Below are 13714 nucleotides of genomic sequence, written 5' to 3' on the forward strand. Positions count from 1 at the left end.
GTGTCGGGTCCGGTCCCGTCCCGTGCGCCGGTGTCACGTCCGGGAGGTGGGCGCCGGCCGGTGGGCCGCCGGTCACCACCGGCGGATTCCGTCCCACTCGGCGGCGAACGCCGCGCCGTCGGCGGCGTCGAGCACCACCGGTCCGGTCGCGGGGGCCGCCGACGGTTCCCGCGCGCCGAGCACCCCCACCACCACCGACGGGTACGCGCCGCGCAGCGCGCCGACCAGGCCCAGGTCGGCGCGGCCTCCGGGGCCGGTGAGGACGACGAGGGTGTCGCCGAGGCGGTCCTGGCGCAGCCGGGAGGTGGCGGTGCGCAGCGCCGTCGCGCCGTCGCCGGTGGCCAGCTCGACGGCGGCGAGCCGGTCCAGCGGCCCGCCGCCGCCCGGCAGGGTCGTCGCGGCGTCGGCCGGGGCGGTGGTGTCCGGGGTCCCGGGGGGTGGGTCGGTGTCGGGCAGGCCGCTGGCCTCGGGGGCCACCAGCAGCAGGGTGACCGGCAGGTCGGCCCGGTGCGCGGCGGTGACCACCGACGCCGCCGCCTCGCAGGCCGACTCGAAGGACTCGGCGACCCCGTCGACGCGGTCCGGGTGCGCGGCGGCCCGGTTGTCGAGCAGCACCACCAGGCGGGGCAGGCTGGTGTCGACGTTCTCCCGGACCATCAGCTCACCGACCCGGGCGCTGGTGCGCCAGTGCACCCGGCGCAGCTCGTCGCCGACCACGTACTCCCGCAGCGAGTCGAAGGTGATGGAGCCGTGGGGGACGCCGTCGACCCGGCCGTCGAGGCTGCGTCCGGCGCCGGTGGGGGTGGCGGTCAGCGGGTGGACGCGGGGGTGCACCCAGACCGGCACCGTGCCGCCGTACGGGCGGGCCAGGCAGACCAGGCCGAGGGGGTCGCGGCGGGTCACCCGCAGCGGGCCCACCGGCACCACGCCCCGGCGGCTGGTCGGCACGTTGTACTGGACCTCGGTGTCGCGGCCGGGTCGCAGCCGCAGCAGGGGAACCGGCACGGTGGTGGGGCCGCAGCGGTCCTCGGCGAGCAGGTTCGCCGAGCGCAGCCGGCCGGCGTTGCGCACGGTGAGGGTCATGGTCGCCGGTTCGCCCCGGGTCACCCGGTCCGGGTCGGCGTGGCGGGACACCGCGAGCCGGGGCCGCCAGGCCGCCGTGGCCAGCGCGTAGCCGACGGCGAGGCCGGCCGCCGCGCCGAGCAGCGTCAGCTCCGGGTACGCGAAGCGGAGGCCGGCGCCGAGCAGCAGCGCGGCGGCGGCGAGCAGCCCGGCGCCCCGGGCGGTGATGCCCACGCCGCCGGTCAGCCCCGCGCCGGGGCCGGCTGCCCCGAGGGCAGTGGCACCGGCACCGACGCCACCGCCTGGCGCAGCACCTCGGCCGCGCTCATGCCGCGTACCTGCGCCTCGGGGGTGAGCAGCAGCCGGTGGGCGAAGACCGGCTCGGCGAGGGTCTTCAGGTCCTCGGGCATGATCCAGCCCCGGCCGTCGATGAGCGCGTACGCGCAGGCGGCGCGGGTCAGCGCGATGACGCCCCGGGGGCTCACCCCGACCCGCACGTGCGGGTGGGTGCGGGTGGCGGCGGCCAGGCGCACCGCGTACCCGTAGAGGGGTTCGGCGATGTGCACCCGGCGGGCCATGGTGACCATCTCCCCGACGGTGGCGGTGTCGGTCAGCGCGGTCAGCGCCTCGGGGGAGCGGACGGTGGCCCCGCGCAGCACCTCCACCTCGACCGCCTCGTCGGGGTACCCGACCGACAGTTTCACCAGGAACCGGTCGAGTTGCGCCTCGGGCAGCCGGTAGGTGCCGTCCATCTCGACCGGGTTCTGGGTGGCGACGACCAGGAACGGCTGCGGCACCGGGTGGCGGACGCCGTCCACGGTGACGGTGCGTTCCTCCATCACCTCCAGCAGCGCCGACTGGGTCTTCGGGGAGGCCCGGTTGATCTCGTCGGCGATGACGATGTTGGCGAAGACCGGGCCGGGATGGAACTCGAAACCCCGGGTGGCCTGGTTGAAGATGGTCACCCCGACCACGTCCGAGGGGAGCAGGTCGGGGGTGAACTGGATGCGTCGCCACTCGCCCCGCACCGTCGCGGCGATGGCCCGGGCCAGGGTGGTCTTGCCCACCCCCGGGACGTCCTCCAGCAGGACGTGACCCTGGGCGAAGAGCGCGGTCAGCGCGAGCCGGACCACCTGCGGTTTGCCCAGCACCACCGAGTTGACGTTCTCGGCCAGCCGGGCGGCGAGGGCGGCGAAGCCCTGCACCTCCTGCTGGCTGAGCGGCTCGTGCGTGTTCACGGTGGGTCAGGGCTCCTTGCCTGGTCGGTCAGCAGGTCGGCAGGCTGTTGATTCTGTCGCCGTCCTCCAGGTTGAGCCAGGCCCACGGGATGTAGTTCTTCCCGCTGTACTCGACCTGCACCCACCAGGTGCTGCGCTTGTTGTCGTTGTAGACGTAGGCGTAGACCTCTTCGCCCTGCCGCTTGCAGTGCGCCTTCAGCCGGGTGCCGGGTCGGGCCCAGCCGACCTGCCGGTCGTTGTCCTGCCGGGGCACCGAGAAGACCTCGTTGCCGTTGCGGCCGTCCCGGTCCTGGTCGCAGTAGGTGAGCTGGTCGGGCTTGTCGCCGTTGACGCAGGTGGCGATGCCGTACATGGCCTCGGTGCTCTGCCGGCGGGTGGCGGTGCCCTCCCCGGCGGCGTTGGCTGCGGTGACCGTGACCGTGTACGCCGTGTCCGGGGTCAGGTTCGGCATCGACAACCGGGTGCACGCGCCCGACACCGTCGGCTCGCCCGGGGTGCTCACCGCGCAGGTGGCCTGCCCGCCGCCGGCGTCCACGGTGAACGACACCGTGACCGAGGTGGCCGTCGCCGACGACCCGGTCACCGTGACCCGGGGCGGCGCGACCGTCCGGGCCGACGCGGTCGCCGCCGGCCCCTCCCCGGCCTCGTTGACCGCCTTCACCGCGACCGTGACGTGCTGGCCGTCGCCCAGGCCGTCCAGCGTGGCCTGCGGCTCGGTCACCTCGGTGCTGCGACCGCCCACCTCCACCAGGTACTTGCTCACCGGCCGGCCGTTCGCCGGGCCCGGCGCCCACCGGACGGTGACGGTGCCCGGCCGGTCCGGCACGGTCGCCGCGTCCAGCCCGGTCGGCGCGCCCGGCGCCGCGAACGGCACCACCGTGTTGCTGACCGGGGACGCCGTCGACCCGGCGCCGGCCTCGCTCACCGCGATGACGGTGAACGCGTACTGGGTGCCGTACTCCAGCTCACCGGCCGGCACCACCAGCTCCGTCTTCGTCGCCTCACCCACCGGGGCGTTCGCCCCGGCCGAGGTGGCGGTCACCGTGTACCGGGCGATGGCGTTGCCCTGCCCGTCCGCCGCCGGCCAGGTCACCAGCACCGTACCGTCGGGACGTTCCTGCGCGGTCACGCTCGCCGGCGGATCGGGCACCTCGGCGGTCGGGGTGACCGGGTTGCTGTTACGCGACGGCCCGGCGCCCTTGGCGTTCACCGCGTGCACCGTGAACCGGTACGTCTCGCCGTTGGTCAGCCCGGTGATCTCCACCGACCGCTGGTTGGCGCCCACCTCGTGCCGCTGGCCGGCGCCCTCCACCACGTACCGGACGATCTGCGCGCCGTTCGCGGCGGCCGGCCGCCAGCTCACCCGGGCCTGCGCGTCGCCGGCCGCGGCGGTGACGTCCCGGGGCGGGCCCGGCTTGGCGACCTTCGGCTTCGGCGGCGGGGGAGGCGGCGGCGGGGCCTCCTCCGGCGGCTCCGCGCCGAGCACGTCGGAGGCGTACTTGTCGACGTCGCGCACCTCGTGCCGGTCGTTGACCACCCGGGCCCGCGCCGAGTCCGGCGCGTTGATGAACAGGTGGTTCTCCCGGACCTCCAGCTCCAGCGGCCCGGACAGACCCCGGCCGCCCTTGATGGTGTCGACGAGCTGACCGCCGACGTCGAAGGAGTAGACCGTCCCGGCGCCCTCGTCGGCGGCGTAGAACCGGTCGGCCCAGGCCACCACCGGACTGAGCCGGTCCCCCCGACCCGGCACCGTGAACTCCCGCACCTGCGGGCCGTCCACCACCAGCACCCGCCGCTGCTCCGGGATGGTGACCGGCACCCGTGACCCGCTGGTACGCGCCGGCAGCGTCGCCACCCCGGTCAGCTCCAACGGGTGGCGGGCGGTGGTCCCGCCCCGGAGGGTCACCAGGTCACCCCGGGTCCGGTCGAGCACCGCGACACCCTCGTCCAACGTCGAGAGCACCAGCTCGTGGTTGCGTTCGGCGACCTCGTAGGTGGCCACCCGCTTCGGGCTCAGGCCCTCACCGGCCGCCCCCGGCGTCGCCGGCAGGTCGGCGGCGGTGACCGCCGACACGGTGCCCTCGCTCGGGACGGCGATCCAGAGCCGGCCCTCCCCGTCGAACGTACCGCCGGTGATCCCCGGCGGGTACCGCACCGGCTCACCGACCGGGGCGAGCGAGCGGGGGTCGAGCTGCCGGACCACGCCCTGCACCGCGTCCACCACGAACGCGGCGTCCTCGTGCAACGCCACGCTGACCCCGAGACCGGGGGTGGTCCGGGTGGTGGCGGTGATCTGCAGGGTGGCCAGGTTCAGCGAGCTGACCTGGCCGGTGTGCAGGTCCCGCAGGATGAGCTGCCGGTCGGTCTGCACCACCTGCATCGGGTGGCGGCGGGTGTTGGGCACCTCGACCCGGGTGTCCACCCGGGCGGTGATGCCGTTGACCCGGGCCATCTCCCCGCGCGTCGAACTCCACAGCCAGGAGGAGGCGTCGTAGCTGGCCACCGCGTTGTCGGCGGCACCGAGCCCGAGGACCGTCAAACCCATCGCGGCGAGCAGCGCGCCCACCGTGCCGAGGGTGATGAAGCCACCGCGCATCCGCCGGCCGCGGCGGGAGCCGGCCGTCCCGACGGCCCCGCCGTCGTCGATCGTGGCCACAGCCGACCGCCTCCCCGTGTCGTCCGTCGTGGCGGAGGATCCCGTGTGGTGGCGGTCCGACCCGCCCGGAGCCGGGTGCCATCATATGGGGCGCTTCGGCGCGGGGAAACCCGCACCGTCCGGCCCCGGACACCCAGCGTGCACGCTAAACGGACGTCGACCAGCCACCCTGGACGGCTCCGTGCGCAGCGCTCCGTGTGCCGCCCGTCCACACGTGGTTGACGGCCGGTCGACCGAGTCGGCGGAGCGGAGTGGTCGGCCGGCTCGACGAGGCGCAGCCACCGGTCAGGTTGACCGGATGGCGCCGCCGGTCAGGTCGACGGGGTGGAGCGGTCCCGGTTGGTGCAGACCTGACCCGAGGTGGCGAACTCGTCGGTGGAGTACACCGCGAGCACCGTGAAGCAATAGTCCACCCGCGAGTTCAACCCGTTCACCGTGTAGCTGGTCTCGCCCGGGTCCACCGTGGCCATCACCCCGAGGGCCTGCCCGGCCCGACCCCCGGCCACCATGAACGGCACCGTCCCGTCGGTCGGGTCCGACCAGGTGATCGTGATCGTGGTCGCGTCGTCCCGTAGCTCCAGGTCGGCGGGAGGTGGCCCGCTGGTCGCCGGCCCGGCCGCCGTCGGCGCCGCGCCGCCTCCCGGGCCCGGCGTCGCCTCCCGGTTCAGCAGCACCACGCCCACGCCGACCACCGCCGCGACCGCGACCACCGCCCCGGCGACGGCCACCGCCACCAGCGCCCGGCCGCGCCGGCTCTCGCCCTCCTCCGGCACCTGCGAATACCCGGGGTACGTCGGCACCGCCTGCGGCGGCGCACCCGGGGGCATGTGGGACGGCGGGACCGGGGTGCCATGGGGCATCGGCACGGGAGCCGTGGGTGGCGCCGGCACGGGCGCCGGGTGGTGTGTTGGCGCGGGGGTCGGGTGGGACGTCGGGACGGAGGCAGCGGGAGGTGGCGGGACGGTGGCGGTGACCGGCGGTGGGGCCGGCTGGCCCGGGTACGCACCGCTCGCCGGTCCAGCCCCGTGGGGCCTGGTGCCGTCGACCGTTCCTGCTCCGTCCACCGTTCCGGCTGCGCCCAGCGTCCCTGCTTCGCCCGGCGTTCCTGCTTCGCCCGGCGGGGCATCGTCGGGCCCGAGGTGCCCCAAGGCTGGCGTCGCCGGGTGGGCCGGGACCGTCGGGTGGGTCGGGGGCGGTGACGGCTGGCTCGGCTGCGTCGGCGCTGGCGGATACCCGGCCAGCGACGGGTACGTCGGGGCCACCACAGGCGCGCCCGCCGGGGCGGGTGGCGCGACCGGGGTCCCGGACGGGGGGTCCGCCCGGAGTGAGGGGAAAGGCTCCGTCCTGTCCTGCACCGGCGGGGTGTGGTGCGGGGCCGGCCCGGCAGGGGCGACCAACTCCTGCTCCGGTCGTCCGGGCAGGTCGTCAGCAGCGGGCCACCCTGCGCTCGGGGCAACCGACGGGGACGGGAGTTCCGGTGCACGGTCGCTGTTGTCGTGCGGCCCCGCCGCGCCGGCAGTACCGCTCTCGGCGGGACCCGTCGCGGAGTCCGGCGGGCTGGCCGGCTGCGGTGGGACGACGCGACCCCACGGCGGGGCGGTCATCCCCCAGGGCGGCACCACCGGCCCCGGATCGGGTACCGCGCCGGCCGGCGGTCCGCTCGGCGGCGGCCCGACTGCCCGTGGGCCGCTCGGTGGCGGCGTGCCGACGGACGGTGGCCCGCTCGGCGGTGGCGGGACGAACGGTGGCCCGCTGGTCGGTGGGGCGCTGACGGGGGCGCTGCTCACGGGTGAGTCACTGACCGGGGCGCTGTGGGCGAATGGGGCGCTGACCGGGGCGCTGGGTACCGGTGGGGTGCTGCCTGCCGGTGGGGCGCTGACCGGAGGGTTGCCGGCCGGCGCGGTGACGGCGGGCATCGCCCCGGCCAGCCGGGCAGGGGTACCCGGCTCGTTCGGGACCAGCGCGCCGATCTGCTGGACCACGATGGTCGGGTTGTCCCACCCGGCCGGCCGCGCCGACGGCGTACCGGGGCGGTCGTCCTGCCGCCGCTGCGATCCGGCGGGCGGGGCCGTCGGGCCCGGCGTGACCACCGGGCCGGGCCTGCTCTCCGGTCCCGGCTGGGTTTCGGGGCCCGCCGGTGCCGGCGCGTCGGCCGGGTTGGCCGGGTGCTCCCGATGGGCGGTGGTGTCCGAGGGCGGCGGGACGATCGGCGGCGGGGGAGGCAGGGGGGCCGAGGGTCGCGTGCCGGGGCCAGCCGGCTCGGCCGGGGGTGGGAGCGGACGGTCCGGTGGGGCGGGAAGGGGCACCCTCGGGGATGGCGGCGGGGCGGCGTCGGTAGGCGGTGCCAGCGGCCTGGGGCCCGGCGAGGGCAGTGGGCCAGGGGGCGGCGGTGGGAGGACGCCTCCCGGCGGCTGCGTGGGGCCCACCGGGTGGCGGGGCGGCGGCACCGCGGTCGTGCCCGGTCCGGCCGGCGTGGTCCCGGCCGCAGCCTGGGGGGTGACGGTGGGTGCGGCTGGTGGAGGTGGCAGAGGGCTCGGCTGCCGTGCCGGCGGAGTGGGCAGCGGTATCGCCCGGCGGGGGATGGGCACCGGTCCGGGCCGCTGCGGGGGTACCGGTCCGGCCGTGGCCGACCCCGGCGGCCCGGACGCCGGTGGCGTGGAGAACGGTGGCGCGGAGGCCGGCGGCCCGGAGAACGGTGGCCCGGAGAACGGCGCGGTAGGGACGGGCGGCGCCGACAGCGGCGTGCCGGCGGCGGGCACGGTCGGGGCCGGCGGTGGCGGGAGCGGCGCGCCCGGGAACGGCGGAGCCGACCGGGGCGGGCTGGCGGCCGAATCCACAGCCGGGGGCGGGGGTGCCCAGGGCGAGGGTGGAGCGGCCGGCGGCTGAGCTGCCCCTGGACCGGCTTCCGAGATGGGTGCCGGGGGTGCGGTGGGCAGCCCCGACAGCGGGACGGTCGGCTCGGAGAGGGCCGGGGTGCCGGCCTGCGGGAAGCGTGGGCCGGGGTGCGGCGGTGGCACGGCGTCGCCGAGGTACTGCCGGGCGGCCCGGACCGCCGGGTGGTCGGGGCCGAACACGGCCGGCCCGTGCTCGGCCACCCGGGCGTAGTTGCGGCGGGCCTCGTGCCGGTTGCCCAGTTCCTCGGCGACCGAGGCAAGATCGAAGGAGATCGCCAACATCAGCGGCTGGGCGGGACTCCACCGCCGCTCACCGGCGGCGTACGCCTCCTCCAGGACCCGCCGGGCCGCCATCGGGTCGTCCGCCTCCCGGTGCAGTTGCGCGAGGAGCCGGCCGGTACCCAGGACGTCGGCGTGGTCGGCGCCGTACGCGGGGCGAGCCGCGTCGAGCGCGTCGGTCAGCAGCCGGCAGGCGGTGGCCAGGTCGCCGGAGGTACGCAGGGCGAGCGCCCGTTGCTGGGCAGCGGTCAGCGGGGAGGGGTGTGACACCCGAACCATGCTGCCGGTAGTCGCCACCGCATGCCACCCACCCCCGGTGGTCGGCGGTCACGGCCCGTTCGGCAGAAGGCCTGACCTGCCCGAACATCGACTGCTTTCGCCCACCGGAAGGCGATGTGCATGATCCACCGGGGCCGTGTACAGTAAGGCCCCGTGCGGCCCGCCGGGGCCGGCAGGCGGTGACGAAGTCCCGCAGCCGACACGGTAGGCTGGATGAGTAGGTCCGGGTGGCGGAATGGCAGACGCGCTAGCTTGAGGTGCTAGTGCCCGTATAGGGCGTGGGGGTTCAAGTCCCCCCTCGGACACAGTTTCCCCGCATATCTGCGTGATGTGACGTACCGGTGGTCGAACGGCGGCCGCCGGACTCCGGCTTCCGGCGCTGTCTTCCCCGCTTCGTCTCGGGGGTGGTCGCGGTGAATGCCCGGGTCGTGTCAGCGGTGGTGCCGCCCTCGATTCCCGCTGGGCCGAGGGGCGTGCCGAGCAACGATCGGCGTGCCTTGCCGGTTGCGCAGCTCGCTCCCGAGGCCCGGCCGACGGTGCCGTATGGGATGGCGGCGATCGATCGTGATGGTCGGCTGGCCGAGGCGGTGGTCATTCCTGCTCTGGGCTGGCGGTCGGGTACCCGGGTGGATGTTCGGGTGCGCGGCGGCCTAGTGCTGGTGACAGCCGATCCGCACGCGGTGTTTCGGGTGACTCGGCCTGGTCAGGTTCGGTTGCCGGCGACGGTCCGGCACTGGTGTGGGCTCACCGCCGGCAGTCGTCTGCTGCTGGTGGCTGACCCGGCAGGCGGGCGGCTTGTGGTCCATCCGCCTGCCGCCGTGCACGCGATGATCACCGCTTTCCAGGCGGCTGCGTTGGACGGTGAGGCGGCATGACCACGCAGCCCTCGTCGAGCCGGCCGAGCCAGGCTGACCTGGACGCAGCGATGCTGCTGCTGTCCCGGCTCGGTATCTCACCGGGCGACCTGCAGCAGACCGCCCCTGCCGGTCCGCCGGCACCGACGTTCGCCGAGTACATCCCCGTGGTGTCCGAGGCCGTCAGCGCCGGCACCCGCAGGGTCTACGCCTCCTACTGGAACCGGGTTCTCGCCGAGTGGGGCCACCGGCGGTTGGACGAGCCTGACCCGACCGAGATCAAGCGCCTCGCCGAGCACGTCAAGGCGAATGTCGTCACGCGCCGCAACGCCCGCGGCGGTCGCAGCGCGGCGGAGCACCTCATCGCGGCTCTGCGGTGTCTCTACCACCACGCCGTCGCCGACGGGCATCTCGCCGAGGCGGACAATCCCGCCCGTAAGGTTGCCAAACCGCGGCGGCTGCCCAGCACCCGCCGTGCGGTGCCGGACACTCGGCTCGCCGAGATCAATCAGGTCGCCGCGACGACCGGCGACGACCCGGCTCTGGACTGCCTGCTGCTACGGCTCCACACGGAGACGGCCTGCCGTCGGGGCGGAGCGCTGGCCCTGCGGCCAGCGGACCTTGACCCGGACCAGTGCCTCATCATGCTGCACGAGAAGGGGGGAACGGTGCGCTGGCAGCCGGTGTCGCCGACCTTGATGCGGCATCTGCAACAGCACGTGGAGGAGCGGCCGGCCGCGCCGACAACGCCGCTGTTGCGTTACCGCAACGGCAAAACCGATCACCTATCGCCGCTATGACTACCTGTGGGAGCGCATCGGCAGACACCTACCCTGGGTCGCGACCCAGCAGATCAGCACCCACTGGCTACGCCACACCACCCTGACCTGGGTCGAGCGGAACTTCAGCTACGCCGTCGCCCGAGCGTTCGCCGGCCACAACGACAGCGGCGGCGACACGGGCACCACGACCACCTACGTACGCGCCAGCCTGCAAGAGATCGCCGCTGCCGTGGCAGCCCTCACCGGCGAGCCACACCCGCTGGCGTAGACAAGTCGGTTCGCCTGGTCAGGGATTGCGGCCAGATGCGGATGTCGTTGGCGCTCCCCTGTTGGCGTCGACGCCGGGCGTGCCGAAAGAAGGTGAAGGACCTTGCGGGCGTCGGTGCCACGCTGGCGGGTCACAGCGGGTAGGGACGCCGGGTCGTCAACGGGTGGTGAACTCGCTTGCGGCCGCGACCACGTCGGCGGCGAAGCCGCCCGCGTACGCTGCCGTTGCGCCGCCGTCGACCGGCAATACGATCCCCGTGACGAAGGACGACGCGTCGCTTCCGAGCCACAGGGCGGCCTCGGCGATGTCTGACGGCAAGCCCAGGCGCCCGATCGGCTGCGAGGCACCCAGCTTCTCCTCGAGGAAGTCGCTGAACGCATCCGCCTGGTCTGGGGGAACGCCGAAGCTGCGCGCCATGATGGGCGTGCGGATGATGCCGGGGGCGATGGCGTTGGACCGGATGCCGAGCGGTGCGAACTCGACGACAGCCTGCCGCACGACCCCGACGACTGCGTGTTTCGCGATCGTGTATCCCGCGGCACTCCAGCCGCCCTGTAGGCCGGCGGCGCTCGCCGTCGAGGCGATCGAGCCGCCGGTGCCCTGGCGCCGGAACTGCCGCGCCGCGTACTTGTGGCCGAGCACGACCGAGCGCGTCAGCAACGCGATTGTCTTGTCGAAGCCCTCGCTTCCGATCTCGATCATCGGAGACGGGTCTCCCTGCGCGCCCGCGTTGTTGAACATGATGTCGAGCTTTCCGAACTCACTCACCGCCCTGTCGACAGCGGCGGCGATGTCGGCCTCGCTCGTGACGTCGGTATGGACGTAGACGAGCGAACCCCCGTACTCCTTCTGGAGCGCCGCGCCCAGTTCGTCGTTGATGTCGGCGGCGACGACCTTCGCGCCCTCGGCGACGAAGAGATCAGCGCCGCCGCGACCGATGCCGCTCGCCGCGCCCGTGATCATCGCGACCTTGCCCTTCAATCGATCTGGCATGGGTCTTGTCCTTTCGTGAGACCGCCTCTGACAGTCAGGCGATCCGCAGGGCAGTGCGCGGGAGGCGGTGATTCAGCATTCGAGACTTGCTGCGGTGATGAGCTCGGCAAGATCGGGCGGAAAGGCTGCCCGTTGCGACCCTGCGCTTGAGCGCGCCGCGCAGGATGTGATGGTCGCTGCAGCGAGCGCAATGCCGGCCTCAGAAGCTGCCAGCATCGCCGCGTCATCGTGGAACCGAGCCGCGGCTCCAGGCTACGTCGTTGGTGGCCGCATACGGCCCCAACGACAAGATTGAACACCGTATCTAACAAGACCGGACACCTGTAACAACAGGCACCCGCTCATCGGCTAAGGCGTGTTTCATAAGTCGGGTTGGTGGCGTCGAGGTCACGGCGTGGCGGTGGTCGACAGCTGAAGAGGTCTCCGGTATCTGGTTCTGCGACCAAGCAAGAACTTCATACCGGAGACCTCGTGCCCAGCGTAGCGGTGACGAGGCGGCATGACCTGACCGACAGGCAGTGGGCTGTTCTGGCTCCGCTGTTGCCTGCCGCGCCGAGGACGGGTCGTCCGCCGAAGTGGGAGAAACGACAGCTCATCGACGGGATCCGGTGGCGGATCCGGGTCGGTGCCCCGTGGCGGGATGTCCCCGTCGAGTACGCGCCCTGGCCCACCATCTACGGACTGTTCCGCCGGTGGCAGCGCGACGGGACCTGGGACAGGATCCTGTCCGCGTTGCAGGCCGTCGGCGACGCGACCGGCCGGATCGGCTGGACGGTGAGCGTGGACTCGATGACCAGCCGCGCCCACCAACACGCCGCCGGCGCCCGCACCAACGGACACCTGCAGAAGGAACCGCCCGGCGGTGTGCACGACGAGCCGGCCGATCACGCCCTCGGTCGTTCGCGCGGCGGGCTGACCACCAAGACTCATCTGGCCTGCGAGCAAGGACAGAAGGTCCTCTCCCTGATCGTGACCGCCGGGCACCGGGGTGACAGCCGCAGTTCATTCCCGTCCTGCGCCGCATCCGCGTGACCCGTCTCGGCGTGGGCCGGCCCCGCACCTGCCCCGACCTGGGTCCTGGCCGACAAGGCCTACACCAGTCGCGGCAACCGCGGTCACCTGCGCTCACGCGGGATCAAAGCCTGCATCCCCCGCAAGACCGACCAGGACGCCCACCGGAAGGCCAAGGGCTCCAAGGGCGGCCGCCCACCCGCCTTCGACAAGGACCTCTACCGGCTACGCCACGCCGTCGAGAACGGCATCAACCGCCTCAAACGCCACCGCGGCGTCGCCACCCGATACGACAAACTCGCAGTCCGCTTCCACGCCGTCCTGACCATCACCATCATCACCGAATGGCTCTGACCAGCTTATGAAACAGGCCTTAGATCCGGAAGCCACTAGGAACAGCCTGCCGTCACCCAACGTAATCATTGAGTCGTTTGCCTCCCGACGTCGTCGGGCTCACTCGCGCTCTCCGACGCCGATCATCGCTACGTATGTCCAGGCGTACCTGGCTCTGCACTGGTGCCCGTACGCCGACATCAGCCGCCGGACGGGGCCGGTCGCTCATCACCCCTGGATAGATCGCAACGCCTGGGGTGCACGACGCGCTCCGGGCCCGCGGCGGAGTCGCTCATCACCCCTGGAGGGATCGCAACTTCAGCCGCGACGGGTCGCCGGAACCGCGCAACCGGCCGCCATCGCAACGGGCGCTGCGTCACGCGTGGCTGACCGAACAGATCCGAGCGGTGCATCTGGCCTCCCGGGGAACGTTCGGTTCTCGCCGCGTGCACGCCGAACTACGGCTGGGCCGTGGCCTCGTCGTGGGCTATCACGCCGTGGAGATGCTGATGCGCCGCGCCGGCATCCGCGGCCTGCCCGGTAGCCGGCGGCCGCGGCCGAAGCACCAGACCCCGACCGCGAGCGACCTGGTCAACCGCGACGTCACCCGCTCATCGCCGAACCAGTTGTGGGTCACTGACATCACCGAGCACCCGACCCGGGAGGGCAAGGTGTACTGCGCGGTCGTGCTGGACACCTTCTCCCGCAGGGTCGTCGGCTGGTCCATCGACGCCACGCAGACGGCCACCTTGGTGACCAACGCCCTGAGCATGGCCATCAGCAGCCGCCAGCCGTCCGGCACCGTGATCCACTCGGACCACGGAGTCCAGTTCACCTCATGGGCTTTCACCCGCCGGGTCCAGGAAGCCGGTCTGGCGCCGTCGATGGGATCGATTGGTGACTGCTACGACAACGGCATGATCGAATCGTTCTGGGGCCGGATGCAGACCGAGCTGCTCAACCGCCGGACGTGGCGCAGGAGCGGCCCGTTCACGACCGGTCCGGATGATGTGCGCGACATATGCTCACCGGCCGGCCCAACCCGGGTCAACCGGTGCTGACGTG

General features: G+C 73.6%; 9 protein-coding genes, 1 tRNA gene and 2 pseudogenes. 6 read left to right on the forward strand and 6 right to left on the reverse strand.

The annotated features are described in order from the left end of the window. Positions 1 to 72: 72 nt before the first annotated feature. The 4 genes from ACQUFX_RS04455 to ACQUFX_RS04470 form a co-directional block, all read right to left on the reverse strand. Positions 73 to 1296 (reverse strand): DUF58 domain-containing protein, encoded by a 1224-nt coding sequence (locus ACQUFX_RS04455; RefSeq protein ID WP_428964749.1) that lies wholly within the window; start codon positions 1294 to 1296, stop codon positions 73 to 75. An 8-nt stretch (positions 1297 to 1304) separates the two neighbouring features. After that, positions 1305 to 2300: an AAA family ATPase gene (locus ACQUFX_RS04460; protein WP_067373676.1), complete on the reverse strand. Its 996-nt coding sequence runs from the start codon at positions 2298 to 2300 to the stop codon at positions 1305 to 1307. Positions 2301 to 2328: 28 nt separating this feature from the next. Further along, positions 2329 to 4956 (reverse strand): fibronectin type III domain-containing protein, encoded by a 2628-nt coding sequence (locus ACQUFX_RS04465; protein ID WP_428964750.1) that lies wholly within the window; start codon positions 4954 to 4956, stop codon positions 2329 to 2331. 311 nt (positions 4957 to 5267) lie between these two features. Further along, positions 5268 to 5822 (reverse strand): fibronectin type III domain-containing protein, encoded by a 555-nt coding sequence (locus tag ACQUFX_RS04470; protein ID WP_428967158.1) that lies wholly within the window; start codon positions 5820 to 5822, stop codon positions 5268 to 5270. A gap of 1756 nt (positions 5823 to 7578) precedes the next feature. Between ACQUFX_RS04470 and ACQUFX_RS04475 the strand changes: the two genes are divergently transcribed. Beyond that, a complete protein-coding gene (locus ACQUFX_RS04475; RefSeq protein WP_428967159.1) occupies positions 7579 to 7842 on the forward strand; it encodes a hypothetical protein in 264 nt (87 codons plus the stop codon). Between the two features lie 383 nt (positions 7843 to 8225). On the opposite strand, the pseudogene ACQUFX_RS04480 reads toward ACQUFX_RS04475, so the two are convergent. Next, positions 8226 to 8408, reverse strand: a pseudogene (locus ACQUFX_RS04480) (hypothetical protein); the annotation flags it as partial. Positions 8409 to 8629: 221 nt separating this feature from the next. Here ACQUFX_RS04480 and ACQUFX_RS04485 point away from each other — a divergent pair. From ACQUFX_RS04485 to ACQUFX_RS04495, 3 genes are all read left to right on the forward strand, one after another. Next, positions 8630 to 8713: transfer RNA gene (locus ACQUFX_RS04485), tRNA-Leu, on the forward strand. A gap of 36 nt (positions 8714 to 8749) precedes the next feature. Further along, a complete protein-coding gene (locus ACQUFX_RS04490; protein ID WP_428964751.1) occupies positions 8750 to 9283 on the forward strand; it encodes an AbrB/MazE/SpoVT family DNA-binding domain-containing protein in 534 nt (177 codons plus the stop codon). Beyond that, positions 9280 to 10062, forward strand: a complete 783-nt coding sequence (locus ACQUFX_RS04495; protein ID WP_428964752.1) for a tyrosine-type recombinase/integrase — start codon at positions 9280 to 9282, stop codon at positions 10060 to 10062. Before ACQUFX_RS04490 ends, ACQUFX_RS04495 begins: the two co-directional genes overlap by 4 nt. Before the next feature lie 406 nt (positions 10063 to 10468). Here ACQUFX_RS04495 and ACQUFX_RS04500 read toward each other — a convergent pair whose 3' ends face one another. Continuing rightward, positions 10469 to 11305, reverse strand: a complete 837-nt coding sequence (locus ACQUFX_RS04500) for an SDR family NAD(P)-dependent oxidoreductase (protein WP_428964753.1) — start codon at positions 11303 to 11305, stop codon at positions 10469 to 10471. A 471-nt stretch (positions 11306 to 11776) separates the two neighbouring features. Here ACQUFX_RS04500 and ACQUFX_RS04505 point away from each other — a divergent pair. Next, positions 11777 to 12670 (forward strand): annotated as a pseudogene (locus ACQUFX_RS04505) (IS5 family transposase). Between the two features lie 236 nt (positions 12671 to 12906). Next, on the forward strand, positions 12907 to 13710 hold the full coding sequence (locus ACQUFX_RS04510) for an IS3 family transposase (protein WP_428964754.1): 804 nt from the start codon (positions 12907 to 12909) through the stop codon (positions 13708 to 13710). Positions 13711 to 13714: the final 4 nt, after the last annotated feature.

It is taken from the genome of Micromonospora fluostatini (assembly GCF_050410825.1).
Classification (GTDB): Bacteria; Actinomycetota; Actinomycetes; order Mycobacteriales; family Micromonosporaceae; genus Micromonospora; species Micromonospora rosaria.

Coding starts and splice junctions, on each gene's coding strand:
- ACQUFX_RS04500 (WP_428964753.1), bottom strand. CDS start 11,305: ATGCCAGATCGATTGAAGGGCAAGGTCGCGATGATCACGGGCGCGGCG.
- ACQUFX_RS04495 (WP_428964752.1), top strand. CDS start 9,280: ATGACCACGCAGCCCTCGTCGAGCCGGCCGAGCCAGGCTGACCTGGAC.